The sequence below is a fragment of the Staphylococcus carnosus genome (assembly GCF_900458435.1).
In the GTDB taxonomy this organism is placed as follows: domain Bacteria; phylum Bacillota; class Bacilli; order Staphylococcales; family Staphylococcaceae; genus Staphylococcus; species Staphylococcus carnosus.
Map to the genome: position 1 here is coordinate 2,418,209 of NZ_UHCT01000001.1, position 25,900 is coordinate 2,444,108.

General features: G+C 35.5%; 28 protein-coding genes and 2 pseudogenes. All 30 read right to left on the reverse strand.

Annotated features, from left to right (window positions below; all coding sequences use genetic code 11):
- Positions 1-141 precede the first annotated feature (141 nt).
- The 30 genes and pseudogenes from DYE31_RS11835 to DYE31_RS11970 all read right to left on the reverse strand — a co-directional run bounded on the left by DYE31_RS11835 (position 142) and on the right by DYE31_RS11970 (position 25,828).
- On the reverse strand, positions 142-1,107 hold the full coding sequence (locus tag DYE31_RS11835; RefSeq protein ID WP_012664178.1) for a ribose-phosphate diphosphokinase: 966 nt from the start codon (positions 1,105-1,107) through the stop codon (positions 142-144).
- Between the two features lie 102 nt (positions 1,108-1,209).
- The gene (gene glmU / locus DYE31_RS11840) at positions 1,210-2,574 is read right to left on the reverse strand and encodes a bifunctional UDP-N-acetylglucosamine diphosphorylase/glucosamine-1-phosphate N-acetyltransferase GlmU (RefSeq protein ID WP_012664177.1); all 1,365 of its coding nucleotides are present in this window, start codon (positions 2,572-2,574) and stop codon (positions 1,210-1,212) included.
- A 248-nt stretch (positions 2,575-2,822) separates the two neighbouring features.
- On the reverse strand, positions 2,823-3,146 hold the full coding sequence (gene spoVG / locus DYE31_RS11845) for a septation regulator SpoVG (RefSeq protein ID WP_012664176.1): 324 nt from the start codon (positions 3,144-3,146) through the stop codon (positions 2,823-2,825).
- A gap of 65 nt (positions 3,147-3,211) precedes the next feature.
- Positions 3,212-3,592: a RidA family protein gene (locus DYE31_RS11850; RefSeq protein WP_012664175.1), complete on the reverse strand. Its 381-nt coding sequence runs from the start codon at positions 3,590-3,592 to the stop codon at positions 3,212-3,214.
- An 18-nt stretch (positions 3,593-3,610) separates the two neighbouring features.
- Positions 3,611-4,435 carry a pur operon repressor gene (purR, locus tag DYE31_RS11855; protein ID WP_012664174.1) on the reverse strand — a complete coding sequence of 275 codons (825 nt, stop codon included), beginning with the start codon at positions 4,433-4,435 and terminating at the stop codon, positions 3,611-3,613.
- 16 nt (positions 4,436-4,451) lie between these two features.
- A complete protein-coding gene (ispE, locus tag DYE31_RS11860) occupies positions 4,452-5,336 on the reverse strand; it encodes a 4-(cytidine 5'-diphospho)-2-C-methyl-D-erythritol kinase (RefSeq protein ID WP_041612933.1) in 885 nt (294 codons plus the stop codon).
- A gap of 345 nt (positions 5,337-5,681) precedes the next feature.
- A complete protein-coding gene (veg, locus tag DYE31_RS11865; RefSeq protein WP_047132184.1) occupies positions 5,682-5,945 on the reverse strand; it encodes a biofilm formation stimulator Veg in 264 nt (87 codons plus the stop codon).
- Between the two features lie 99 nt (positions 5,946-6,044).
- Positions 6,045-6,935: a 16S rRNA (adenine(1518)-N(6)/adenine(1519)-N(6))-dimethyltransferase RsmA gene (rsmA, locus tag DYE31_RS11870; protein ID WP_012664171.1), complete on the reverse strand. Its 891-nt coding sequence runs from the start codon at positions 6,933-6,935 to the stop codon at positions 6,045-6,047.
- A gap of 1 nt (position 6,936) precedes the next feature.
- Positions 6,937-7,488 carry a ribonuclease M5 gene (gene rnmV, locus DYE31_RS11875; protein WP_012664170.1) on the reverse strand — a complete coding sequence of 184 codons (552 nt, stop codon included), beginning with the start codon at positions 7,486-7,488 and terminating at the stop codon, positions 6,937-6,939.
- Positions 7,489-8,009: 521 nt separating this feature from the next.
- Positions 8,010-8,087, reverse strand: a complete 78-nt coding sequence (locus tag DYE31_RS13050; RefSeq protein WP_371860255.1) for a hypothetical protein — start codon at positions 8,085-8,087, stop codon at positions 8,010-8,012.
- A 198-nt stretch (positions 8,088-8,285) separates the two neighbouring features.
- Entirely contained in the window at positions 8,286-9,059 is a 774-nt protein-coding gene (locus DYE31_RS11880; RefSeq protein WP_012664169.1) for a TatD family hydrolase, read from the reverse strand.
- 207 nt (positions 9,060-9,266) lie between these two features.
- Complete coding sequence (metG, locus tag DYE31_RS11885) at positions 9,267-11,270, reverse strand: methionine--tRNA ligase (RefSeq protein WP_012664168.1); 2,004 nt, start codon at positions 11,268-11,270, stop codon at positions 9,267-9,269.
- Between the two features lie 268 nt (positions 11,271-11,538).
- Positions 11,539-12,216 carry a hypothetical protein gene (locus DYE31_RS11890; protein WP_012664167.1) on the reverse strand — a complete coding sequence of 226 codons (678 nt, stop codon included), beginning with the start codon at positions 12,214-12,216 and terminating at the stop codon, positions 11,539-11,541.
- Between the two features lie 9 nt (positions 12,217-12,225).
- Entirely contained in the window at positions 12,226-12,882 is a 657-nt protein-coding gene (locus DYE31_RS11895) for an ATP-binding cassette domain-containing protein (protein WP_012664166.1), read from the reverse strand.
- Positions 12,873-13,016 carry a hypothetical protein gene (locus DYE31_RS12720; RefSeq protein ID WP_156248388.1) on the reverse strand — a complete coding sequence of 48 codons (144 nt, stop codon included), beginning with the start codon at positions 13,014-13,016 and terminating at the stop codon, positions 12,873-12,875. The genes DYE31_RS11895 and DYE31_RS12720 overlap by 10 nt, the downstream gene beginning before the upstream one ends.
- 223 nt (positions 13,017-13,239) lie before the next feature.
- Positions 13,240-13,611 (reverse strand): hypothetical protein, encoded by a 372-nt coding sequence (locus DYE31_RS11900; RefSeq protein WP_012664165.1) that lies wholly within the window; start codon positions 13,609-13,611, stop codon positions 13,240-13,242.
- Between the two features lie 146 nt (positions 13,612-13,757).
- Positions 13,758-14,234 (reverse strand): DUF5080 family protein, encoded by a 477-nt coding sequence (locus DYE31_RS11905; RefSeq protein ID WP_012664164.1) that lies wholly within the window; start codon positions 14,232-14,234, stop codon positions 13,758-13,760.
- The gene (locus tag DYE31_RS11910) at positions 14,231-14,467 is read right to left on the reverse strand and encodes a DUF5085 family protein (protein ID WP_012664163.1); all 237 of its coding nucleotides are present in this window, start codon (positions 14,465-14,467) and stop codon (positions 14,231-14,233) included. Before DYE31_RS11910 ends, DYE31_RS11905 begins: the two co-directional genes overlap by 4 nt.
- Positions 14,468-14,596: 129 nt before the next feature.
- Positions 14,597-15,313: a DUF5079 family protein gene (locus DYE31_RS11915; protein WP_012664161.1), complete on the reverse strand. Its 717-nt coding sequence runs from the start codon at positions 15,311-15,313 to the stop codon at positions 14,597-14,599.
- Positions 15,314-16,493: 1,180 nt separating this feature from the next.
- Positions 16,494-17,773, reverse strand: a pseudogene (gene lip, locus DYE31_RS11920) (YSIRK-targeted triacylglycerol lipase); the annotation flags it as partial.
- A gap of 981 nt (positions 17,774-18,754) precedes the next feature.
- A pseudogene (locus tag DYE31_RS13065) lies at positions 18,755-18,868 on the reverse strand (YSIRK-type signal peptide-containing protein); the annotation flags it as partial.
- A gap of 177 nt (positions 18,869-19,045) precedes the next feature.
- Positions 19,046-19,885, reverse strand: a complete 840-nt coding sequence (rsmI, locus tag DYE31_RS11930) for a 16S rRNA (cytidine(1402)-2'-O)-methyltransferase (RefSeq protein WP_012664158.1) — start codon at positions 19,883-19,885, stop codon at positions 19,046-19,048.
- Positions 19,882-20,142 (reverse strand): GIY-YIG nuclease family protein, encoded by a 261-nt coding sequence (locus tag DYE31_RS11935; protein ID WP_012664157.1) that lies wholly within the window; start codon positions 20,140-20,142, stop codon positions 19,882-19,884. The genes rsmI and DYE31_RS11935 overlap by 4 nt, the downstream gene beginning before the upstream one ends.
- Positions 20,132-20,860: a tRNA1(Val) (adenine(37)-N6)-methyltransferase gene (locus DYE31_RS11940; protein ID WP_041612932.1), complete on the reverse strand. Its 729-nt coding sequence runs from the start codon at positions 20,858-20,860 to the stop codon at positions 20,132-20,134. Before DYE31_RS11940 ends, DYE31_RS11935 begins: the two co-directional genes overlap by 11 nt.
- Positions 20,861-21,011: 151 nt before the next feature.
- Positions 21,012-21,401 carry a DNA replication initiation control protein YabA gene (gene yabA / locus DYE31_RS11945; protein ID WP_012664155.1) on the reverse strand — a complete coding sequence of 130 codons (390 nt, stop codon included), beginning with the start codon at positions 21,399-21,401 and terminating at the stop codon, positions 21,012-21,014.
- Positions 21,402-21,415: 14 nt separating this feature from the next.
- Positions 21,416-22,222: a PSP1 domain-containing protein gene (locus DYE31_RS11950; protein WP_012664154.1), complete on the reverse strand. Its 807-nt coding sequence runs from the start codon at positions 22,220-22,222 to the stop codon at positions 21,416-21,418.
- Positions 22,223-23,149 carry a DNA polymerase III subunit gene (locus DYE31_RS11955; RefSeq protein WP_012664153.1) on the reverse strand — a complete coding sequence of 309 codons (927 nt, stop codon included), beginning with the start codon at positions 23,147-23,149 and terminating at the stop codon, positions 22,223-22,225.
- 173 nt (positions 23,150-23,322) lie between these two features.
- On the reverse strand, positions 23,323-23,652 hold the full coding sequence (locus DYE31_RS11960) for a cyclic-di-AMP receptor (RefSeq protein ID WP_012664152.1): 330 nt from the start codon (positions 23,650-23,652) through the stop codon (positions 23,323-23,325).
- 210 nt (positions 23,653-23,862) lie between these two features.
- Entirely contained in the window at positions 23,863-24,477 is a 615-nt protein-coding gene (gene tmk, locus DYE31_RS11965; RefSeq protein ID WP_012664151.1) for a dTMP kinase, read from the reverse strand.
- Position 24,478: 1 nt separating this feature from the next.
- Positions 24,479-25,828, reverse strand: a complete 1,350-nt coding sequence (locus tag DYE31_RS11970) for an aminotransferase class V-fold PLP-dependent enzyme (protein ID WP_012664150.1) — start codon at positions 25,826-25,828, stop codon at positions 24,479-24,481.
- Between the last annotated feature and the right edge of the window lie 72 nt (positions 25,829-25,900).

Consider the following 25,900-nt stretch of genomic DNA (forward strand, 5'->3'; position numbering starts at 1 on the left):
TTCGAACAATTAAAGTCGCGAACGGAGTTATTATACACATTTTTCAGAATTACGTCAACTTCCTAAAAAATTACGCAGAAAAAAATTCAAAACAGCCATAAAAAAACTGCCGTTCAGCTGAACGGCAGTTTTGATAATGTATTAGTCGAATAATACGCTGACAGATTCTCTTTCGTAAACGCGTACAATTGCTTGCGCTATAAGTCCTGCAACTGATAATTCAGTTGTATTTTCAGGTTTACGTTCCTCATCTAAGCGGATTGAATTTGTTACGATTAATTCTTTAATTGCTGAGTTTTCAATACGTTCTTTAGCTGGACCAGAAAGTACTGGGTGCGTACAACAAGCGTAAACTTCTTTGGCACCTTTATCTTTCAACGCTTGTGCTGCTAAAGTGATTGTACCTGCAGTATCGATAATGTCATCAATAATAATGGCAGTGCGTCCATCGATTTCGCCTACAATGTTCATAACTTCGGCAACATTCGGTTTCGGACGTCGTTTATCGATAATTGCAATCGGTGTTTTTAAAATGTCTGCTAATTTACGTGCACGTGTTACACCACCATGGTCAGGTGAAACAACGACTGTTTCTTCTGGGTCGATATCTGGATTTTCTTTGAAGTATTTCGCTAAGATCGGTACACCCATTAAGTGGTCGATTGGAATATCAAAGAATCCTTGGATTTGCGGTGCATGCAAGTCTAAAGCGATCATACGGTCTGCACCTGCTACTTGGATTAAGTTAGCAACAAGTTTAGCAGTGATTGGTTCACGGCTGCGCGCTTTTCTGTCTTGACGTGCGTAACCATAGTAAGGAACCACAATGTTAATTGTAGCCGCAGAAGCACGTTTACATGCGTCGATCATGATGAGTAATTCCATTAAATGTACGTTAACCGGATAAGATGTCGGTTGAATAATAAATACGTCGCAACCTCTGATGCTTTCTTCAATATTGATTTGAATTTCGCCGTCACTGAAACGTTTTACTGAACATTTCCCTAATTCAATACCGATATCATCGGCTACCTCATGTGCAAGCGGCTCATTTCCTTTCAACGAGAAAATCTTTAAAGATGAATTTTTATATTCATTAGCTAACATTTATAGTCCTCCATTTATTTGCATTCATGCGTTGTTCAAGTCGAACTGTTACATTACATTCTATTTAATTTTACTGAATTGGCTCTCTGACTTCAATACTTGCTATTCTTTATTTTTATTTAAATAACCAGGTTTCGTTGTTTGTCTAGAACGCGCTAAGGCTAAACTGTCATTTGGCACATCGTCTGTAATCGTTGATCCTGCAGCAATAAGGACATCATCACCCAATATAACAGGTGCAACTAAGTTGGTATTACAGCCGATAAATGAATCTTTTCCGATAATTGTTTTAAATTTATTTTTACCGTCATAATTAACAGTAATAGAACCGCAACCGATATTTGTACGTTCACCGATTTCTGCATCGCCGATATAACTAAGATGTGAAACTTTCGCGCCATCTTTAATATCTGCTTTTTTCACTTCAACAAAGTTGCCGACTTTAACTTCATTACCTAAATGTGCATTCGGTCTTAATTGTGCAAACGGTCCAACCGTCGTGTCGTCACCGACTGTCGCATCATTAATAACAGATTGTTTTACAGTAGTACGATCGCCGATTGTACTGCGATTAATATCTGAATATTGGCCAATGACTGTATCTTCTCCGATTTGCGTACCACTTCCAATATGTACACCTGGTTCGATAACAGTATCCATACCTATTATAACATCTGATGCAATATAAGTAGATGATGGATCAATTAAAGTGACACCATTACGCATATGATACTCATTAATACGTTGACGCATTGCTTGTTCCGCTTTACTTAAAGCAACTCTGTCATTCACACCCATAATTTCATCAAAATCATTAGTATGGTAAACTTCAGCCTTGCCGCCTTCTTCTAAAATTAAAGATAAAACATCCGGCAAATAATATTCACCTTGCGCATTATCGTTTTTCACTTTATCCAACAAACGGAACAATGTTTGGTTATCAAACGCAAAAATGCCAGAACTGATTTCATCAATCTGCTGTTCTGCTTCTGAAGCATCTTTTTGTTCAACAATATTAGACAAACGTCCTTCTTCATCTCTTACAATTCTTCCGTATCCGAATGGATTTGGTGCTGTGGCTGATAAAACTGTTGCGTCTGCTTGATTGTCTTCATGGTGTTTAACCAAAGCATTCAATGTATCTGCTGTAATCAATGGTGTGTCGCCGCACACTACTAATGTTGTACCTTCTCTATCCTTCAACTCATCTGCCGCCATTTTGACCGCATGCGCAGTTCCTAATTGCTCTTCTTGAAAACCATAAGCAGACTGATCTCCAAGTGTGTCTTTTACACGCTCTGCACCATGACCAACAATCGTTACAATTTGGTCTGCACCAGATTGCTGAACACTATTTACTACATGTTCAATCATCGTCTTATCTGCTACTTTATGCAGCACTTTGTAAAGTTTCGATTTCATTCTTGTGCCTTTACCAGCCGCTAATACCACCGCATATCTCTGCATGACTGCTAACCCTCCAATAATTTTACACTTCTACATTATTATAATTTAACGCTGCTTGCACTTTCAAGACTGAACCCCAAAAGTCGGCTTTTGTCTCCATACAATCAGCATCCTCTTGTCATCATTCACTCTTGAAAATTATTATGTTCTCCTACTGCACTTACAAATTAATTTCCAGTCTTTATTTTAAAGAAAAAGGCTCCCGATCTTTTGACCGAGAGCCTCTTCATTTCAAATATCAAATACTATTAAGCTTCTTCTTCACTACCGTTATCTTCTGAATCTGATGATGGTTGTGCATTCTTATCTGGAATGACTTCATCAGTTTCATCATATACTTTCATCACTGCATCTTGAATTTCTTGTCTCATGTCTGAGTTGATTGGATGCGCGATGTCGCGGAATTCACCATCTGGTGTACGTTTACTTGGCATTGCGACGAATAGACCTGAGTTGCCTTCAATCACACGCAAATCATGGACTACGAATGCATCGTCAAGTGTAATAGACACAAGCGCCTTCATTCTTCCATCAGTTTGTATTTTTCTAAGTCTTACATCTGTCACTTTCATGTAGTGAGCCCCCCTAGTATCTCTCTCTTTTGTCTTCTAGAAGCTTTACAATATTTAATTAAAAATTATTTACCTTTTACTTGAGCGATTGCTTCTATTTCAATTTTAACATCTTTCGGCAAGCGCGCCACCTCAACACAACTTCTAGCTGGTCTGTGCGCGTTGAAAAATTGACCATAGACTTCATTGATATATTGGAAATCATTCATATCTGCAATGAAAATCGTTGTTTTCACTACTGAGTCTAAGTCTGAACCTGCTTCTTCTAAAACATGACTTAAGTTATTAAGCACTTGTTTAGTTTGAACTGCAATTTCTTCGCTGACTAACTCGCCGAATTCATTTAATGGAATTTGGCCAGAAGCATAAACCATGTCATTTAAAACAATTGCTTGTGAATAAGGTCCTAATGCCTCTGGTGCTTTATTTGTGTGAATTGTTTTCATGTTGTATACTCGCTCCTTTTATGAGAATTTAGATAACACATTCCCTTGTTCAACTTTAAAGTCTTGATTGTATTCATCGACATCAGACAGTCTGACCAAGGAAGTATAATCTTCAATCAATCTTTGTTTAACTTCTTTAGATTCTACAAGTACTGATACCCCTTTGACATGCGCTTTAAACTCATTCATCAAATTCATAACGCCATTAATAGAGCCTCCAGCACGCATGAAATCATCAACGATAAGCACATTCGAATTTTCCTGAAGTGTACGTTTTGAAAGCACCATCGTTTCAATCTTGCGAGATGATCCCGAAACGTAGTTTATCGATACTGTAGAACCTTCTGTTACTTTATTATCCTTACGAATAACAACTACTGGTAAATTTAATATATTTGCTACTGAATTGGCAAGAGATATACCTTTAGTCGCAATCGTTACGATTGCATCTAAGTCTTCATCCATATAAATTGTCGCAATCAAGCGCCCGACTTTATTCAACAATTCAGGATTGCCCATAAGATCGGATAAGAAGAGGTAGCCTCCCGGCAGCAAGCGTTCTTTTTCCTGTAAGAGGCCGATGACTTCATCGATAACTTCCTCTGCTTCCTCTTTACTCATGGTAGGACGATAAGTGACACCGCCGCTGGCACCAGCTGTTGTAATCACTGTCCCTAATTTTTCTTTTTGCAAGGTTTCACGCACAATATGAATATCTTCACTGATTGAAGATTTTGCTTGTTTGAACTTTTTCACAAAATGCGTAAGCGGTATCAACTTATTAGGATGACTCATTAAATAATGAGTCATGTACACAATACGCTCACTTCGTTTATAACGCACAAGAATCCTTCCTTTCTTATCCTAGTAATCTGACTAAATAGACCTCATTGCAGCACCCATGCACTGCATTATAAATATTTTGCGCTTGCTTATAGTGTTTCGCTAAGCTGTAGACTGTAGGACCGCTGCCGCTCATTAATGCAGCATCTGCACCGCTATTAAGCATATTCTGCTTTAACTTCCGGATATTCGGATGCATCTCCATCGAAATTGATTCTAAACAATTCGAAAGGGTCGCACAAATCGTTTCATAGTCTCCATTTTCAATCGCTTCAATACACTTTTGCGTATTTTCTTGTTGATTACATTCTTCTCCGATTTCCAGTTCTTGAAAAACACAAGCCGTAGAAATACCGACATTCGGCTTTGCAATCACAACCCAAGCTTTCGGCATTTCATTTAAAAGATGTACCTTTTCGCCATGTCCTGTACAAATTGCTGTCTTGCTGTAAATACAAAACGGTACATCTGAACCCACATCAGCACCAAGTGCACTTAATTCATCCAAACTAAGTTGCAGATCAAAGAGTTTATTCATCGCACGCATCGTCGCCGCAGCATCCGCTGAACCCCCGCCTAAACCGGCAGACACCGGAATTTCCTTTTCCAATGTAATCGTGACACCTTCTTTGAGGTCATACGTTTCCTGCATTAATAGCGCCGCTTGCGATGCTAAATTTTTAGCATTTTCAGGTACAAAGTTATAATCAACTTGAACCACAATACGCTGGTCCTGTCGTTTTTCGACGGTAACACGATCATTTAAGTCCACCGTCGTCATGACCATTTCTACTTCATGAAAACCGTCATTTCGTTTATATAGTGCATCTAAGGTGAGATTAATTTTAGCAGGTGCCTTTTCGTATATCGTATTACCGCCCTCCTTTACATATAAAATCATTCGAGATTGGAATATCTGTGCTGAAGTAGTGTATTGTTACCTGCTTATAGAACATTCGCACAGAAAATGATGTGCAAAATATGCATTATCGACATTATAACACGAACATTGACTGTATTCATAATGGTTAATGTTGTGATATTGAAAAAAGTTAGAATGATTTGTAAGTACGGATATAATAGACTGATATAACTCTAAAAGCGGGGATTATGCTTAAAAATAAGCACTTCTTACCTACTATCTATAATTACGATTTTTTGCATTAAAAAAGGAATCCTGCCCACAGGATTCCTTTTTTAGACGAAGCACTCAATGCTTCAATTATTCAATTTATTACTCATCTAACTAGTGTGCAACTGCTTCATGGTGATTATCGTCTACAAAAGAAACTTGTACGTTCTCAGTTAACACATCTGTGTATGTATACGATACACGCTCAAAATTGTGTTTATCTTGGTCTAATTCAACAATGAAAACTGCTGGGTAAGTTTCAGCTAAAACTCCGCAACGTTCAATTGTTTTTTTACGACCACCATTTGCTTTAAGTACGATACGGTTTCCTAAATGACCATCAAGTGCATTTTTGATGTCCCAAATTGATTTTGGCATATTGCTCCACCTCGCTACAAATTGTATTATAACACATTTCTAGCGATTAAGTCAAATAAAATTTAAATTTTAACAATGTACGTGCGCCATGTCAATATTTTAAAATTCTAATTCCGGGAATTTTTTCAAGTTATTGAACAAATTCGCAAATTCTTTAATAGATAGCGTCTCACCGCGGCGTCTCGGATCAATACCGCCATCTTCTAACCATGTTTTGATGATATATTTCTTTTGTTTGCCATCGAAAAATAGACTTTGATAGTTATTTGCGATTGTTTTACGACGCTGACTGAAAGCAGCTTTCGTCATTTTGAAAAACTGATCTTCATCATCTACTGCAACAATCGGCGCTTGACGTTTCATCAATTTCACTACAATAGAATCTACATTCGGAGGCGGCATAAAGACCGTCTTCGGCACCGTCAGTACTTTAGATGTCTCAGTGTAATATTGTGCAACAATCGACAAAGAACCATATGCTTTTGTGCCGATTTCAGCATTTAATCGTTCACCGACTTCTTTTTGCATCATGACTACATAACCATCAATCGGCAATGATTTCGACATCAGATTTAATAAAATCGGCGTCGTAATGTAATATGGAAGATTTGCGACAACCATAATTTTATCGCAATCTGAAAGATGCGTTTGTACTGCTTCAACTACATCAGCTTTTAAGATATCTTCATTAATCACCGTTACATTGTCATAATCTGATAAAGTATCCTCTAACACCGGGATTAAACGTTGGTCGATTTCAAATGCAACCACTTTTTTCGCATGTTTCGCTAACTGTTCTGTCAAAGAGCCCATACCAGGACCTACTTCAATCACACCCGTACGTTCGTCAATATTACTCGCATCAATAATCTTCTGGATAATATTGACATCAATTAAGAAATTCTGACCCAGACTCTTTTTGAAATCAAATTGATACTTGTCTAATAACGCTCTCGTACGCGTAGGTGTAGCGATATCTTTCTTATTCACTTTATCCTTCACTTCCTTTATCTTCATTTAATGCATCACGCACATCTGCTTCTGTATAACCGAAAGCATTCAACTTCTTCAGCAATTGTTTGCCGTTAGAATGTCCGATATGTAATTTTCGGCCTAATACCTCACGTTTATGTCTCGCACCAGGACCCACAATAAGACCTAAGTTGATTAATGTATCTTTGCTGATTGATTCCATGCCTTCTTCAAATGGAGAAGAAACATGCAGTAAAGCATCACGGATATCTTCTAAAGCCGCATGTTCTACTCCGATTTTACCACGTTTATTTTTAGCTTTTTCACGGTCGATATACGCATGTTTTACACCTGAAACATGTTCACGAATGGTATTGCGAATCTTATCACCCGGGAAATCAGGATCTGTCAATACAATCACGCCGCGCGTTGCTTGTGCGTTACGAATGACTTCTAATATTTCTTGATTGATTGCACTGCCATTTGTCTCAATCGTATCGCATTCTACCGCACGTTGTACACGTTCTGTATCATCTCGGCCTTCAACCACGATAAATTCATTGATTTTCATATTCTCGTCACCTTTCACAGTGTTAACTTTAATACTATACCATATCTGCTTTCTTGAAAAATAAAACCTTGAAAAGCTAGGTTCTGATTATTTTATCAGAATAGTTAAACTATTATCTTTAGATTTGCTATATTTTAAGTAAACAAGGGATAACATGCTGTGAACATGTTATCCCTCTAGGCCCGTTAAAAAGACGGTGGCTTTTAGTTCTTTATTTATAACCATTCAACCAAAGTTGGATGGTTATTTTTTTGATGCTTAATCCTTACGATTTTCGCTAATAAGGATTAAACCTAACACAATATAGTAGTTCTGGTATGCATTTAATGCATCGGCAATAATCAATACTATTACTAAGGTATTTTGCTTTGACTCTTACACCGAATACTGCTATATTTAAATTAAACAAGGGATAACATGCTGTGAACATGTTATCCCTCTAGGCCCGTTAAAAAGACGGTGGCTTTTGGTTCATTTGTTTATAACCATTCAACCAAAGTTGGATGGTTATTTTTTGATGCTTAATTCTTACGATTTTCGCTAATAAGGATTAAACCTATTATCGTTAGTACGATCATAAGTATTTCATAATCACTCATTATGTGTCCTCTCTGGAGTTGCGCATCATAGGCATCACCCCTTTAAATAGGTTAGCCACCATCTATCCAACTTGCTTGAAATTAGTATACCATAAATAGAACGTACGTTCCTAGTCGAAGCCATAATATTTTAAAAAAATAAAATTTCACTACTCATTAAAAAGAACCACTCTTTTCAGAATGGTTCTTTTTTCATGTTTATTTTTTTAAATTAAACAAACGTTCTGCGTTTTCAGTTGTCTGTTCAGCAACTTCTTCATAACTGATACCACGTAATTCTGCGATTTGTTCAGCAACCAATGTCACACGCATCGGTTCATTACGTTTACCGCGATAAGGATGCGGTGATAAATAAGGTGCATCTGTTTCTACTAACAAGCGGTCTAATGGTACGTGTTTCGCAACTTCTTTCGGTTGTTTCGCATTCTTAAACGTCACAGGTCCGCCTAATGAAATATAGAAACCGAGTTTATTAATGACTACATCCGCAATTTCAGGCGATCCGCTGAAACTGTGCATAATGCCGCCTACTTCTTCTGCATGTTCTTCCATTAAAATATCTATACAATCTTGTGTCGCTTCACGGTTATGAATCACGATCGGCAAGTTGACACGTTTGGCTAAAGCAATCTGTTTACGGAAAACTTCTTTTTGAATATCTTTAGGTGATTTATCCCAATGATAATCTAAGCCCATTTCTCCAATACCGATAACTTTCGGATGTTTGGATAATTCCTCAATCCACTGCTCGCATTCTTCTGTATAATCAATCGCATCAACAGGATGCCAGCCGATAATGGCATATAAAAAATCATATTGATCAATTAATTTCATTGCACGTTCAATGGTAGGTGTATCGAATCCTACAACAAACATGCGATCTACCCTTGCTTCACGTGCACGATCAATGACCTCTTCTAAATCTTCATCATATTGTTCATCATTTAAATGTACATGTGTATCTATTAACATCGAAATTACTCCTTTCAGTTCTGTTGCGCTATTTTAAAATGCTGTGTGAAAGATGGTCTGTTTCTTTCTCATCTATAGTATTCTCCTACCCTTTTTCAAAGGATTAGATGACATAATAAGACGGCGGCGTATACAGTTGTGCCTGCAGCGCCGCCAAAATCTTTTTCTATTTTATAGGGAATTTCTATTACATACTTATGCTAATGTTTATTTGATAACTGCACCGTTCGGAATTGCATTCGGCAAGCTGACTAATGTTAAAACACCGTCTTTTTCAGCAGATAAAATCATACCTTCCGATTTACGCCCCATAAGTTTAGCTGGTTTTAAATTCGTTACAACCGCTACTTTTTTGCCGATAATATCGTCTGGTTCGTAGAATTTTGCGATACCTGAAACGATTTGACGTTGTTCTTCGCCTAAATCTACTTGGATTTTTAGAAGTTTGTCAGATTTTTTCATGTTTTCAGCATCAATAATTGTTGCTGCTTTGATTTCTACTTTATCGAAATCTTTAATTGTGATTTGTGCTTTAGCTGGCACTTCTTCTTTCTCTTCTTCAGCTGACTCTGCTTGTGCTTCAGGTTTTGGTGCTGAACCTTGCATTGAGTCTTTAATGAATGCCACTTCTTTTTCTGTGTCTAATCGCGGGAAAATCGGTTGCGGCTTTTCAGTCACTGAAATTGGTGCTTTTAATGCGCCGTATTCGTTCAAGCTGTCGAATCCAAAGAGCTCTGGGCTGTTGATATTCAATTGCTCGAAAATTTGGCGTGGTGCGTGTGTGATAAATGGGCGTAATAATACCGTTGCGAAGCGGATATTTTCCACTAAGTGCGCCATCACATTACCAAGCATTTCTTTTTGGCTATCGTCTTTAGCAAGTACCCAAGGTGTTGTTTCATCAATGTATTTGTTCGTACGGCTAATGAATTTCCACACTGTTGAAAGTGCCACTGAGAACTGCAAGTTTTCCATGTTTTCATGGTATTCTTTGACAGTATCTAATGCGAATTGTTCCATTTCAGCATCTAACTCATGTTTTGGTCCTTCGTATGCTGGTAATTCACCGTCAAAGTATTTATTAATCATCGCAATAGTACGGTTCACTAAGTTGCCTAAATCGTTAGCAAGGTCAAAGTTTGTACGATCGACGAATGCTTCTGGTGTGAAGACGCCGTCTGAACCGAATGGCAATTCACGCATTAAGTAGTAACGTGTTGCATCTAAACCGTAGCGATCGATTAAAACGTTAGGATCTACGACGTTGCCTTTAGATTTACTCATTTTGCCGTCTTTCATTAAAATCCAGCCGTGTGCGAAGACGCGTTTTGGAAGCGGCAAGTCTAATGCCATTAATAAAATCGGCCATACGATAGAGTGGAAACGTACGATTTCTTTTGCCATTAAATGTAAATCAGCCGGCCAATATTTTTTGAACAGACTATCGTCTTCTGATAAATAACCTAATGCTGAAATATAGTTTACCAAGGCATCAATCCATACATATACCACGTGTTTTGGATTAGATGGAACTTGTACGCCCCAGTCAAATGTTGTACGTGATACTGCTAAGTCAGTTAAGCCTGGTTTGATAAAGTTATTAATCATTTCATTTTTTCGAGAAGGAGGTTGAATGAACTCAGGATGCTCATCATAGAATGCTAATAAACGATCTGCATATTTAGAAATATTAAAGAAATAGCTTTCTTCTTTAACAAGTTCAACTTCATGTCCAGAATCCGGACTTTTACCGCCGATAATTTTACCGTTGTCATCATACACCGGTTCTTCTAATTGAGATTCTGTATAGTAAGTTTCATCTGGTACTGAGTACCATCCTTCATATTCGCCAAGGTAGATGTCACCTTGTTCAAGCAAACGTTCGAACACTTTAGCCACTACTTCTTCATGGCGTTTTTCAGTTGTTCTGATAAAATCATCATTTGAGATTTCTAGTTTTTCCCATAATGATTTAATACCTGAAATCATTTCGTCCAGATACTCTAATTCGCTTACGCCTGCTTTATGCGCTTTTTCTTGAATTTTTTGACCATGTTCATCTGTACCTGTCAAATAGCGTACATCATAGCCTTGCATGCGTTTGTAGCGCGCAATTACGTCGCCTGCTACGGTTGAATATGCATGCCCAATGTGTAATTTACCGCTCGGGTAATAAATAGGTGTTGTTATATAAAATGTATCTTTCGCCATTCCTTGCTCCTCCTTGTATCTTACTTATTTAATATATCTAAATTTCGCCTTTATTTCAATGCAGAGTACCGTTTGAACCTACACGTACTTTAAGTATTTAGACACTTCTTGTATTGTTAGGTCTCTGCTTTTTTCAGCTCAAAAAGAATCATTTATACATTTTACTGCAATGTATCTTGTATTATTAAGTCATACAGTTTAATTGTAACAATTCTAGAGTGTGGTGCATATGAAAAGGAATAGAATCTTGCGGAAAACCGAAACGATTCTATTCCTCTGAATGTTTGAAAAGATAAACAAGTATCAAAAAAATTATAAAACTATAAAAACTTATCGTAACTGCGCTGAATAAAAGCTGCACAGCAGATCCTTCTAAATCAGGAAGAGTTGGTAAAATCCACAATACATACTTTGTGAATGGATATAAATTTATAAATACTGGTTTTAATATTGTAAGCACAATTAGAAGAAATGCCATAAGGTATAAATATTTAAGGTGCTTAATCTTAGGCACAAGAGCAAAACTTCCAATTAATGTTCCTAAAATTATTGCGCTTATATGTGCATATAAGCCAAGTAACACTTCATTAAGTGAGGCAGTGGGAATAAACTTATTGAATATTAATGGATAAATTAGAGCAATGAATATTAAAGGTAAATTGAGCGTTATAATAAAAATTAATTTACCGATTACATATGTAGATGCTCGTGTCAGTTGTATAAGTACAATATATTTTTCATTCAAAAGCTCACTTTTACTATTTTGTATTCCTAACCATACTGATATCGCAAATAGCCCTATACTTGTGAGGGTGTAACTAGATAATGATTCTGCACCACTGTAGCTGTAAACGAATACGATGAATAGTATATAAAAGAAATAAGGTATTAAAAATTGTGGTTTGTGCTTAGCTTTATATCGTTGATACTTTAAGAATGCAAGCATGTTTCCACCTCACTTCACCTCAATAATAGTTGAATTTTGCTGTATAAGATAAAATAATATTTTATTAAGTTGTGCTGCTTCTGTTTGAATAGAGTACCGGTTATCAGGAAGAGTGGTTAATTTCCCTTCTTTAAATCTCGGTATAGTTTGAGACTCAAAGATAATTGTTTTATATAAAGGGTTATCAATATTCTGATATTCTTCGTGTTGAGTTTCTATATTATAAGTTTGAAGCGTTTGTTTAAATGTCACATCTGCCTCATGATTTGTTAAAATAATCGTTTTAGTTTCAGCAAGTTCACTTAACTTATTTGCTAAATAAGATTTTGTATTTTTGTCTAATCCCGAAAACGGCTCGTCTAATATTAGTACATCACAAGGTTTTACCAATGCTTGAAGAATATTGAGCTTTTGGCGAGTTCCCTTTGAACAATCCTTTATCTTATATAAAAGATAAGGTTTCAAATCTAAATATTGTATTTGCAAGTTCATTTCTTTTAACGTTATTGATTTTTTATTCATCAAATATATAGTATCAATATATTCTTGTACAGTAAGTGAAAGTTCTTCTGGTAAATAATCAGGCGCAAAGCTTAGTGAAGAAATATTTGCTGTTCGCGTTCCTAAGGTTGGTTGATAAAGACCCGCAATAAGTTTTAGCAGCACACTTTTCCAGAACCATTTGAACCAGTGATAATCATAATAGAGTGAAGCGGAATATCCAAGTTAATGTCCTGAAAAATCCATTGCTTTCCAAATCGTTTGCTTACGTTTTTTAATTTTATTGCAAATCTAGACATTATCACCACTCCTCATTTATTTCTATGTACTTGAAGATGAATAAGCTATAAATCAAGGTACAATTGACTTCTTTCTTTATTTTAAATGATACATATTATTGTTATTTTGCTCTATTGCTTGTTAATATTTGTCTTAATCTTTAGTTATTCGAATTGCTATATAGAAACAGGACACACATATCTATTCGGGGAATAAACATGTATGCTCATTCCTATGCAGCAGTTAATTTACTCGTTTAAGCATTCCGTGTTTATCTCTTTTATAATGAAGTTCATGCTTATGATTTTTCAATTCATATTTAACCACTACATCATCAACATCTTCATTTCCAGATAAAGGTGTTGTGGCCATGCTGCCGACAAGTTTAGGAGGCAGTTCTACGTCTTCTTTGAAGTGAAGCGGCATGATTAATTTTCGATCTTCCTTTTCATAAATAACCTTCTTATGATCAATTTCAAATATTTTCACAGCTTCTAACTTTCTATCGGCTTTATGCAAATCGTTTTTTACCGAACCAGGAAGACGATCTCCCTTCGTACAACCCATTACGATAATCATCAACAAACATAAACTCAACAAACTTATCTTTTTCATAGTTGACTCCTTCATTTTTAATTGTTAAATAATCATTGCAAAGAATATTAACAAAAGCAGCGTTCCTAAAGGTCTGAGAGTGATAAACGAAAATCTTCGTCGTCTAATTACTAATATAATATCTATAATGAAATAAATAATAATCATTAAAAAAGGATTAGTCCTATTGTAAATAAACCACCTGCTAAATCTTCTTTTAAAATAGGCGTTAACTTTAATTTAATCGCAATCATACATATTACTGAGATAATTCCTGAAATAACCCCTTTATATTTCGCAGAAGCTAAGTTGATTTGCAAACTTTCAACTTCTTCATATTTTTCTTTTATCAAAGGATGGTTTGGATTAGATTCCATACTTTCAATTTTCACTTGATACGGACGTGTACAAAACGACTTAATAGCCAACCATCCGTATACAACAAAGCCTATAGTGAGTACAAATATGTAATTTTGTAATGTACTAAAACTAGAATCCACAAAGAGAAATGTAATCAAAAAGACTATTGCACATATACCATAGGCAATCCACTGCAATAACTTAATACCTTCTGTATATATTACCGATGTAATATATACTACATAATACAAACCTGCCATTAAAAATAATAGTAAATATGTCATATACGCTCTCCAATATTTCTAACTTTTACCTTTGTATCAACGCAATTCATTTCATCGACTTCATGAATAATATGATAATAAGGCGATATGCGTTGAAGTTGATGTTGCTTCTCCAAATATTCGATTTCATTTAAGACTTCTATATCTTTTGTTTCATATTGATTTGTCTTCAATCCACCTTCTAGCATCAGTTCAATATAGAGATAAGTTCTGAATCCTAAATCTTCACCCAACCCATTATTTCTTTAGTAAAAACAATAGGACCAGTGGTATAAATATCTTTATCAATAAAGATATGCTTAACTTCCAACATCTCATCTTGCTAATGTTCGGTTTCAACATAAAATACTACTTTTGCCAAGTTAGGCGTAATTAGCATGTCCAGCTTCGTTGGATTTTCCCTCCTCCTTAAATTCAATATATGCTAACACAGATTGGTATAACACATTAGAACAAAAAACCATTGCCGCGTATATCAACACACCAACAACAATTATCGTAAAACGTGATTCTGCAATATTAGGTATAGTAAAGTATTCAATAATTTTTTGTATAAATACTATATAACTTAATACTTTGAACATGAATAAAAAAATCATTTTTCTTAAAAATTTATCATTTTCACTTTCACCTTTGAACTTTTCAGGTTCTCTCAAAAGTGTGAATTGCTGCATTAATTGGAAACCGTAACAAATTATCATCGTTAACGTCCCTATAATCCAAAATTTAAATAGATAGACGCCATGTTGTGCTGCTAAATAAAAATAAATGTTATACACAGTAAATGTAAGATTATACACTGATATAATACATAAAGCAGAAAAACCAGTCAGCCTTTTAACGAACTTTCCATAATTATTAGGCTTAGTTTTATACAATAATGGTATAAAACCAATCAAAGCTATAATTATCTGAAAAGCAGTGGATGCTAATAAATAATTGGGTGCATTTTCCAATTTGAGTCCAAAAGCAAATATCAATCCTGTAAATAACACAAAAAATAAAGTGATTAAGCTTATCGCTTGCGTTCCTGGCTTTCGTAGATTTTCATATATATTTTCCTCTGTCTGTTTAGTCAATTAAAAACACCTCCTATTGTCTTTCCAAAGACACCAATCCCTTTTTCTATAGCACTAATGTTGTTTAAGTTTTTAGCTATTTTCTTCGTTGCTGGTCAACCTTGTAGTTCCATAATTTCTTTCTCAACTACATGATCAAGAACCAAAGATATGTGTTTAGGTTATGAACTAGCTTATTTTTCCTTTTCTTTGTTTCAGTAATATTCTCTTAGTTTGTGTAACTTTTAAAAAATAAGTCATAGCATACAAAATACACATATTTATTTATATATTTAAAATTAAAATTATACATATTATGCAATTTAAGATGTATTCATTAATTAGAAAAGTCATTATATTTACATTAATTCCGCTATCCACCTATTAAACTGTGGTTGTTTTAAACTAAAATTTTGAGATATCCATTGATTTTTTCTCTCACCGAGTCGATCATACTATTTAATTATTATTTTATTCATTCTAATATTCGGACACCTTTTCGGTTAGTCGATTGATAAAATCTGTCTCTATATAATTGCAATTTATTCCTTCAGAACTCATTTTAGTTAAAGTCGATGTACTTCACACTACTTTTTGGTATTTTAAATTTCAGAAAATACTATTTAAATTTTATTTGTTAATAATTTTTTCTAACTCATCATATAAAACTTTACATATTTTGTATAGTCCTTATATAGTTTTTTATATTTTAATTTTTACCTCGCCCTTATATTTGAAAATCTTCAAAAAGTAATCTCTAAACAATTAAAAAGTAAGATTAACAATATTTTTCTATACTCAATGATTTAAGCTACATTATTTACAAATAATATTATTACCGCTAAATCACTTAAAGAAGCTGAAAAAGAAGATTCAAATATTGACTTCAACATAAAAAATAATGATAGTTCATACATGTTGCTATAACAAAAACAATTTATTGAAATTACAACCTAAAACATAATAAAAAAAACAACTTATTCCACCTTTAATACCAACAATTAACCCAACACAGTATGGGTCTTCTAAACCAAAAGTAATCGAACAACATTCAAACTTAATTGAAAATACATATGTTAGAGATGAAAAGGGATTTATTAGTCCTGCTAATACCGATTTATTATATAATGAACTCACATTATCTGAATTTAATGAACATCAATAACGCACCGCAATCACTTAGATTACGATGCGCTTTATTTTAAACTTCCGCTTCTTCCACTTTCATCATATTATTAATCAACCCAGCATAAAACTGCTGCAGTTCAATACCTGTATGTTTGAAATCTAAAGCATCCAATCCTACAAAATCTAAATGATCCCAACCTTGCATAACAGGCGTCACTTGCCAAATACCTTTTTTCAAACCATCAGTAAAGTCTGTAAACGCTTGGCCTGTCGGATAAAGTGAAGACACAACAGAAACAATACCGTCATTTGGACGCAACGTCTTATCCGGCTCACTGCCAATAATACGACTTGTTGTATCAAATAAGAAAAATTGTCCAATATCTGGTACATAATTACCTGTAATACCTTCATGACTCGCTAATCCAGTATAAGTGGTATACGTAATATTCGGATTCAATGGTGTATTTTCATTCAACGCTTCAGAACCTTTTGAAGTTAAATCATACATCGCATTATCATCTGTTTTCCATAACGCGCTTTCTGCGACACGTTTCATATAATCAATATAAGATTCATTCGCACCTTGCTTGAACCCCCATTTTTCAAAACCGAAGTCAATATTTGCAAGTTTACCGCCACCCATACGCCCTAAAGCATATACAATATCTTTGAAAGCTTGTTGATTACCCACACGATCAGCTGCTGCCGAACCATTATGCGGTGTACCTAACGTTGTAATAGACGAAATCATATTGTCTTGTCCACCTTCAAATAAAGGTGAAATTGTACCGCCATGCGTACGTTGATAATCAATTTCTTCTTGATTACCGAAACGTAAAAAGTGTTCCATTAAGCGAATCGTCTGACCACCCATACTATGGCCGACTAAATGTACTTTTTGACCAGGCTGCCAATCTTTAAAAACACCTTCATAAGTCCGTCCATAACGTGCATGTCCATATTTTGCTGCATGTGCTGCACCATAATCTACCGTACCACCTTTAATATAATAATAAAGCTCTACCGCACGATCATAGTTACTGCTAAAAGCACCAACACTTGCTTCATATGCTTGATAACCTTTCTCTCTTAATCCATCTACAAATGGTATTTATCTCCACCCCAATAATTAGGATATAAATCAGGTTTGATATCACCTACAAACCCCATAAAGCCATGTACAAAAATCACAGGGTATTTATTAATCGCCTGTTCTTGAGCTGCTTTCGCTTCTTTTGTAGTAGATTGACCATCCGTTTGTGATGACGTACGCTGTGATGCAGTTGTATTAGCAGGTGTAGATGATTGAGGTTGTTGATTCTTTTGTGGTTGCGGTTTTTCTAAAGGATTTCCCGGTGTAGAAGTTGTAGTTACATGGGCGCTTTTTTCTGGAACATCCTTTATCACATTTTGTGATCCAGCAACAGCTTCTTTTTCAGTTGAGGATTCTGTTGAAGTGTTCTTAGATGAGTCAGTTGAAGCCGCTGCATCCGTTGTTGGAATTGTTTTTTCAGATGAAGTGCTTTCAGATGCTGCTTTCGATTGTGATGATTCATCAGCATTTTTTTCTGCCGGTTGAATAGTTTCGGCTTGCTTTGTAACTGGTTCTTCTATAATAGAGGGTTCGATACTTTCTGTTTTGTGACTTGGTTCTATCGGTTGGGGTTTTTTCGTTGCTGTATCTTCAATCTCTGTTCCTTTTTCAGCAATTTGGCCTTGAGCTGGTGTCAAAACTTCAGGAGCTACTTGAACCTCTGGTGCCGGCTGTTCTTTTTGTTGTTTCGTCGCTTTTTCAGTTATTGGCTCTTCTCGCTTTTTATCATTTTGTGCCGGTTCTATCGGTTGCGGTTTTTTTGTTGCTGTATCTTCAATCTCTGTTCCCTTTTCAGCAATTTGGCCTTGAGCTGGTGTCAAAACGCCAGGAGCTACTTGAACTTCCGGTGCTGGTTGTTCTGTTTGTTGTTCTGTCGTTTTTTCAGTTGCTGAAGGTGAAATAGAATCTTTTTCCGGCGCTTTTGGCGCAGGAACTGAGTTTTGTGTTTGTTCCTCTGATGCCGTATTTGATTTTGGTGCTTTTACAGATGTTTCGTTTTGTGTGCTTTCCTTTGTTGTATTTTGCATTTCTAAAGATGTTGGTTGTTGAGAAGTTAATGATTTTGAAGGTTGATGATTAGATTGTAATACATTTTGCGAAGGTGATTGATTTAGGTTATCACTTTCTGGTGTCTGTGAAGTATTTTGTAAAGATGTTTCAGGTTGGAAGCTGTTTGCTGTTTGTACTTGTGCTTTAGATATTGCTTCCACATTGTTTTCTCCATTTTGTTCTGCAGCATCTGCGCTATGACTCACTGTTAGGAAAGCCACTGATGCTACAAGTGCTGAAGCAGTACCCACTGTATATTTACGAATTGCATACCTGTTTCTTGATAAATTATTTCTCTTCATATTGTATGTCTCCTATCTTCCGGTGTCTCTCACTAAAGAAAAATAATTAACGCTATCCCATTTATTTCAAGAAAAAAACTGTGTATCTATAAAATAACACAGTTTAATTCCATTTATCTACTTTTATATAAAAATTTACAGAAAACAAAAATATTTTTTATCTAAATCATATTAACTCTATCTGATTTGATGGTATATATCATAAACTTCCCCAGTTTTCATATTGCGATCTTCTGCTACTTGCTTAATCGCTTTTTTCGGCTTCATATCTTGGCGTATATAATGCTCAACATGTTCAGGAATATCTAATTCCTCAAACCACTCTGTTTCAGCAACCCTTTCAGCACCTTCAATTAAAACCACAAATTCACCTTTCAAAGGTACCTCACCTTTTTCTACAGCTGCTGCTAATTCTGAAACTGAAGCTGTTTGAATTTGCTCAAATTTTTTCGTTAATTCACGACCTAAAGTTACAGGACGTGTCGCATCTACCGCTTCAATCGCTTTTAATGTATCTGCAATCCGATAAGGCGATTCGTACACAATTAATGTGGAGTCTTCAAACATTCTCTTTTCCAGAACGGCTGTTTTTTCTTTACTTTTTCTAGGAAGAAAGCCTAAAAAAGTATAAATATAAGAAGGAAGACCACTCGCCATCAATGCCGTTAACCCAGCATTTGGTCCTGGTATGGGCACCACTGGAATATCTGCAGCACGGGCACTTACAACTAATTCATATCCGGGATCACTAATTAGGGGCAACCCTGCATCTGAAACTAAAGCAACATTTTGTCCCTCTAATAAAGTATGCACTAGCGGTTCAGTCTGTTGTTCCTTATTATGTTCATGATAAGATTTTAGCGGTGCATGAATTTCATAATGATTACATAATTTCTTTGTCACACGTGTATCTTCACACGCAATTAAATCTACATGCTTTAGAGTATCGACAGCACGATAAGTAATATCTGATAAATTTCCAATTGGTGTTCCAACTAAATAAAGTGTTCCCGTCATGAAATAACGCCCCTTTCAATGAGCTGCAATTTTTGCATTCTCGTATATGTTTTAATTTGATATTCACGTTTCATAGCTTCTGATTTCGTTTCAAAAGCTTCTTGATAAACAAGCTTTACTGGCCGGCGTGTTTTAGTATATTTCGCCCCTTTCCCAGAATTATGCTTTTCAACTCGTGCTATGACATCATTGGTATACCCTGTATAAAGACTGCCATCACGACATCTCACTATATATATAAAATATTTATTCTCCATAATATATCGCTCTCATTTCCAGTGTATACTCACCATCATCTTGATACATATAAAAAGATGGCTGAATGTCTAAACCAGGTTTCCCATCCTTACGCCCTTCAACAATAATCGCATGTGCATCTTTACTTTTCTTACTATATATAAGCGTCAATTTTTTCGGTTCAATTCGTGCTGCACGATAAGTCGATAATACATCCATCAAACGTTCAGCACGATGAACCATAATTAATCTTCCGCCTTGTTTTAATAAATGGCGTGCTGCTTCTACACAGTCTTCTAAAGTACATAATACTTCATGACGTGCAATTTTATGTGCTTCTTTTTGGTGTTGATGCATCTGTGCAGTTTTAAAATAAGGCGGATTACAAGTTACCACTGTATATTGAGAGGGAATAAAATCTTGACGTACATTTTTCAAATCCATTTCATAAATTTGAATACGTTCTGACAATTGATTATGTTGAATACTGCGTTCAGCCATATTTACAAGTTGCGGCTGAATTTCAATTGCATCAATAGGGTGCTGTCCTTTATGTGATAATAATAATGGGATGACACCATTTCCTGAACACAAATCCATCACTTTATCGTTTTTTCGCAAATGAGTAAAGTGTCCTAACAATAAAGCATCTGTCGAAAAAGAAAATACCTCATCATTTTGAATAATCTCTAAATCTTCTTTTAACAGACTATCCAAGCGTTCATTTTCTTCTAGCATATTCATCTCTACTTTCATTAATATGTATAAAGAGCGAGACAGAAACCTATTTGAATGTTTCATAATCCCGCCCTTTTTTAAAAATTTGCTGTATCTTATTATTCTATATGAGTCCCATATAAGCTATATAATAGAAGAAACACGTCACAAATCAAGATTGTTCTTCTAAAGTTTGTAAGCAAAACAAGCAATCTTCGCCATGGCGATGTTTACCAAACAAATCACCCTTACAAATATGAAAACCTTCTTGGTATAAAATCGCTAAATTTTCTTTACTGCTGAGACGATGTTTTCTTTGTTGATGTTCTTCTTGTTCTTCTTTTGATTCATGTGTTTCAGTATTATCTTGTATATCTGAATGCAGTCCGCCTTCTTCAGAACGTCCGATTAAGCGTTTCAGATGATTGTTTTCTACTTCCAAAGCTACATTCTCTTCAACGAGTTCCATAGCAATTGTTTTTAACTCAGCCATTTCTTGATACAAATTTTGTACGTTGCTTTCAAGTCGCATGAGTCGTTCCATTAAATCTCTACGATCCAACGCAAGTGGCCTCCTTAATATATCTCTTCTAAATCTTCAACTGAATATTCTAAAGGTTGTTCAAGACCATCCACTTTGACTTGCATTGAAATGTCCAGCATATTAAGACCGACCACAGTACCTTTTCCATCTGGTGTTTCAATTTTAGTACCGACATCCGGCAGTTGTTCACGAGCAGCTTCGTAATAATCATTTTCATATTTCAAGCAGCACATTAAGCGGCCGCATGCACCAGAAATTTTTGTCGGATTTAATGATAAATTCTGGTCTTTTGCCATTTTAATAGATACCGGTTCAAAGTCTCCTAAAAATGTAGAACAACATAATGAACGGCCGCATGGTCCGATTCCGCCTAATAATTTCGCTTCATCACGTACACCGATTTGACGTAATTCAATACGTGTTCTTAAACGTGATGCTAAAATTTTAACGAGCTTTCTAAAATCAATACGATCATCTGCCGTAAAATTGAAAATCACTTTAGATTGGTCTAATGTATATTCACAATTGACTAAACGCATTTCAAGTTCTAATTGCTCAATTGCTTCTTTACAAAACTGCATAGCTTCGTCAGCTTCTTCTTCATTGCAAGCATGCTTTTCTAAGTCTTGTTCTGTTGCTACACGGATAATCGGTTTCAATGGTAAAGTAACATCTTCTGCCTCCACATCTAATGCACCATCTTTAACTGCACCGATTTCCACACCGCGTTTTGATTCTACTACAACTCTGTCACCACAACAAAGTGTAATATTTTGAATTGGGGCATAATATTCGAGTTTCCCAGCCTTTTGAAATTGTACGCCTATAACCTGTGGCATTTAGCCCACCCCCTTAATTACAATTTGCTCAAATACAAGCATCGGATTCACATTTTGTGTCAATTTCTTATGCGCTTCCGTTATATGGTCATACATATGCGTTAACTGTGTGTAACTCAAGTGTTCCGCATAATGTTTAATATCTGTCTCCATTTCAGAAAAAACCAAGTGTCCCGAAGTCTCAGCTTTTTCATGCATAATATCTTGGAAAAAAGCATTCACAACAGATAATGTCAGCTGCTGCAACTTTTTATTTTTAGCTGTTTTCATGAGATCTACTAAAGCAATTAACGCCATTGAACGATTTGAGAGTAATAGTTGACACCAATTTACAATATTTTTTCTAAGTGCCACCAAATCATATTCTTCATTCAATGCACGTGCTTCTTCAATTTGTGTCGTGTATGTACTGAGCATCTCTGCGATAGGTTTAGAAATGTCTTGTTCTTCAAGACGTTCTATTAATTTTTCTTGCGACATCGGTCTGAAGTAAACGTGTTGGCAACGTGAATGAATTGTACTCAAAATTTGTTCTGGCTTGGTAGAAAGTAAAATTGCAATCGTATTTTCAGGAGGTTCTTCTAAGAATTTTAAAATACTGTTTTCACCTTGTACAGTCAATTTTTCAAATCCATCGATAATATATACTTTATGCGTCCCTTCAACTGGAAGTTGATTCATAGCATGTACGAGTGCTTCGATTTTCTCTTTTTTGATATTAGATTCTTCTGTTGAAACATATCTAAAGTCTGGATGATTCAGTTCATCAACTTTCGCTTGGCATATTTCATTGTCATTGCATAAAATTAATTTCGCAAATGCCATTGCAGTCTGCTGCATCGTTTGGCCATCATCGCCTTCAAATAAGTAGGCATGCGAAAGTTTGCCAGATTGATAAGCATTCGTCAATCTTGATAATTCATCCATTCAGTTAACTCCTTTTACGTAATGAAAGGGAGTAAGAACTTGAGTAAATACAGGGTTTGTATCTCACAAAACCCGTTTTCACGCTTGTCCCGACCCCCACTATTCATAAAGAGTATAAGATAATAGAGCAGTCGCCCCTTATCTATGCTCTTTTTGCTTAAATTATTTAATTATTAAAATCGGTGGAAAGCATCAACAGGCATAACAAACACTGTTGCCCCGCCGACTTCAACTTCCACTGGATATGGAATATATGAATCAGCGCTGCCGCCCATTGGTGTGATTGGTGATACAAGTTGCTCTCTGTTACCGCATGTTTTATTAATAACACTCAATAAATCATCAACTTTGTCATCATCCACACCACAAAGGAATGTTGTATTCCCGGCACGTAAAAATCCACCTGTTGTAGCGAGTTTAGTCGCTCGGAAGTTATTTTTAACGAGTTGGTCAGATAATTCTTGACTATCTTGGTCTTGAACAATTGCAATTACCATTTTCATAACTAACACCTCTTTGTAATATTATAGCATATCTGATGGTACAGCTTGTCTCAAATTTTAATAGAAATCGCCTAGATGTCATAGAAATTTCATTTCATTTTTTCTATCGTTTTCGAGTGAAAACCAAGTTGAATATAACAAATATTTATCAAATTATACTACGCGAGCATAATAACGCGCAACAACTTATCAGTATATTCAATATATTTATTACTTACCCAAAAACATTTTAATTGCAGTATATGTATCTTCAACTACTGCTTCTAATTCTTGATTTGCATCTATAACTTTAAAACGTTCAGGCTCTTTGTCTATTAAATCGTGGTACCCTTTAATTACCCGTTGATGAAAGGCAATACTCTCATGATCTAAGCGATTCATATTTCTATCATTGTTTTCAATGCGTTCGCGACCTGTTTCGGCAGTAATATCCAGGTAAATTGTCAAATCTGGATACAATCCATTGATAGCAAATTCATTGATAGCACGTACTTCTTCTACACCGATACCACGCGCAAAGCCTTGATAAGCTAATGAACTATCAATGTAACGGTCGCATAGCACGACTTTGTCTTCTTTTAATGCAGGCAAAACTTTTTCCACTAAATGTTCACGGCGCGATGCTGCAAAAAGCAACGCTTCTGTACGATCATCTACTGCTTCACCATCTAAAAGAATTTCTCGAATTTGTTCTGCTGCGGGTACACCTCCAGGTTCGCGTGTTTTCAAAACATCGTAGTCTTGAGATAAACGCTCTGCAACGCGTTGTAACACTGTAGTTTTACCAGAACCTTCTGGTCCTTCAAATGTAATAAATGCTGACATTTTAATTATCCTCAATTCTAATTTTGTTATCTTTTAAACCTTCTACCCTTATTCCTTGTTTAATCCAACTTTCCAATTTCTTAACTGTCGTTGCGGTCACTTGTTCTCCTTTGAAAAAGGACGGAATGCCTGGCGGATAAGGAACAAGATGTTGTGCTAGTCGTTTACCGACAGCTTGTTGTATAGGAATTTCAATAGTATGTCTCAGTTGTACCGGCTGATAATCTGATGATTCGGTTGGTAGCACATTTTTATTCTTATTTTTACTTATTTTCTGCGCTTCAGGCAATATGATTTGCGTGATTCTTTCTTTTAACAATTCAAAAGGAAAAGTATCGTGTTCATGCCACAATGGTAATATTAATAGTGTTTGATCATTATCAGAAAGCTCTATATAAATCTCTTGCTTTTCTAACCATTCTTGTACATGATAACCAGAATACCCTGGATATTGTACTGTGATTTTAAGTGCATCATCCATCTCATTTACCACGAAACCTCGTTGTCTCAATTCATTAATCACGATGTCACGTTTTTCAAAAAATGTACTTGCTTCATAATTTTGATAAAAACCTTGCGCTCTTTCGAGACCTGCCATCAAAAGGTATGATGGACTAGAGGACTGGAAATAAGTCAGATATTGTCTGACTTGATTATAATAAGGTGCATCTTTATGTATAAAAATAACTGAACTCATAGTAAATGCTGGCAATGTTTTATGATAAGACTGTACAACATAATCGGCACCATATTCTAGAGAAGATTCTGGAAATCTTTTTATTCCAAAATGTGCGCCATGTGCTTCATCTACTAAAACAGGTATTTGATGTGCATGACTTTCTTGAATAAATCGTTGAACATCAAAAGTTTCTCCATAATAGTTAGGATATGTAATGATAGAAAGCAGTTGTTGATTCATCATTTGACTCGTCTTTGATATTTCAGGGCCTAAGTATTGATTTGTTAGTTTGCTTACATTCATAGGCATGATTTGAGCTTTTTGTTGAGCTAAATCTAAACCATGAAATACAGATTTATGAACATTACGGCTGATCAGCATAGGCTCAGTTGATTGTGCTGCCGCTTGAATTACCGACAAAATACCGGAAGTCGTCCCATTCACTAAATAAAAAGCCTCATAATCTGGATGTTTAGCTAATTGTTTCATGCTTTCTTCTAACACTTCTTCAGGATGGTGCAAATCATCAAAATCTGTTATTTCCGTAATATCCATCGCTAACTCTATCTCTTTCAAGTCTCCAATTGTCATATTTTTATGTCCAGGCACGTGAAAAGAAATAGGGGTTTTATCTAGAAATGTTTTTAATTTATCATTTAATGGTAGATTCATTGGTTTCGCAACCTTTTCTAAAATATTACTTCTATTTTAACATAAACACTTAGTTAAAAAAGGATAAAAAAA

What these genes read in the sequence shown, in the direction of transcription:
- DYE31_RS11835 (WP_012664178.1), bottom strand. Translation starts at nt 1,107, where the DNA reads ATGTTAGCTAATGAATATAAAAATTCATCTTTAAAGATTTTCTCGTTG.
- glmU (WP_012664177.1), bottom strand. Translation starts at nt 2,574, where the DNA reads ATGCAGAGATATGCGGTGGTATTAGCGGCTGGTAAAGGCACAAGAATG.
- spoVG (WP_012664176.1), bottom strand. Translation starts at nt 3,146, where the DNA reads ATGAAAGTGACAGATGTAAGACTTAGAAAAATACAAACTGATGGAAGA.
- DYE31_RS11850 (WP_012664175.1), bottom strand. Translation starts at nt 3,592, where the DNA reads ATGAAAACAATTCACACAAATAAAGCACCAGAGGCATTAGGACCTTAT.
- ispE (WP_041612933.1), bottom strand. Translation starts at nt 5,336, where the DNA reads ATGATTTTATATGTAAAGGAGGGCGGTAATACGATATACGAAAAGGCA.
- veg (WP_047132184.1), bottom strand. Translation starts at nt 5,945, where the DNA reads ATGCCAAAATCAATTTGGGACATCAAAAATGCACTTGATGGTCATTTA.
- rnmV (WP_012664170.1), bottom strand. Translation starts at nt 7,488, where the DNA reads ATGAAAATCAATGAATTTATCGTGGTTGAAGGCCGAGATGATACAGAA.
- DYE31_RS13050 (WP_371860255.1), bottom strand. Translation starts at nt 8,087, where the DNA reads ATGAGTGATTATGAAATACTTATGATCGTACTAACGATAATAGGTTTA.
- DYE31_RS11880 (WP_012664169.1), bottom strand. Translation starts at nt 9,059, where the DNA reads ATGTTAATAGATACACATGTACATTTAAATGATGAACAATATGATGAA.
- metG (WP_012664168.1), bottom strand. Translation starts at nt 11,270, where the DNA reads ATGGCGAAAGATACATTTTATATAACAACACCTATTTATTACCCGAGC.
- DYE31_RS11890 (WP_012664167.1), bottom strand. Translation starts at nt 12,216, where the DNA reads ATGCTTGCATTCTTAAAGTATCAACGATATAAAGCTAAGCACAAACCA.
- DYE31_RS12720 (WP_156248388.1), bottom strand. Translation starts at nt 13,016, where the DNA reads ATGTCTAGATTTGCAATAAAATTAAAAAACGTAAGCAAACGATTTGGA.
- DYE31_RS11900 (WP_012664165.1), bottom strand. Translation starts at nt 13,611, where the DNA reads ATGAAAAAGATAAGTTTGTTGAGTTTATGTTTGTTGATGATTATCGTA.
- DYE31_RS11905 (WP_012664164.1), bottom strand. Translation starts at nt 14,234, where the DNA reads ATGACATATTTACTATTATTTTTAATGGCAGGTTTGTATTATGTAGTA.
- rsmI (WP_012664158.1), bottom strand. Translation starts at nt 19,885, where the DNA reads ATGACGGGAACACTTTATTTAGTTGGAACACCAATTGGAAATTTATCA.
- DYE31_RS11935 (WP_012664157.1), bottom strand. Translation starts at nt 20,142, where the DNA reads ATGGAGAATAAATATTTTATATATATAGTGAGATGTCGTGATGGCAGT.
- DYE31_RS11940 (WP_041612932.1), bottom strand. Translation starts at nt 20,860, where the DNA reads ATGCTAGAAGAAAATGAACGCTTGGATAGTCTGTTAAAAGAAGATTTA.
- DYE31_RS11950 (WP_012664154.1), bottom strand. Translation starts at nt 22,222, where the DNA reads ATGCCACAGGTTATAGGCGTACAATTTCAAAAGGCTGGGAAACTCGAA.
- DYE31_RS11955 (WP_012664153.1), bottom strand. Translation starts at nt 23,149, where the DNA reads ATGGATGAATTATCAAGATTGACGAATGCTTATCAATCTGGCAAACTT.
- DYE31_RS11960 (WP_012664152.1), bottom strand. Translation starts at nt 23,652, where the DNA reads ATGAAAATGGTAATTGCAATTGTTCAAGACCAAGATAGTCAAGAATTA.
- tmk (WP_012664151.1), bottom strand. Translation starts at nt 24,477, where the DNA reads ATGTCAGCATTTATTACATTTGAAGGACCAGAAGGTTCTGGTAAAACT.
- DYE31_RS11970 (WP_012664150.1), bottom strand. Translation starts at nt 25,828, where the DNA reads ATGAATCTACCATTAAATGATAAATTAAAAACATTTCTAGATAAAACC.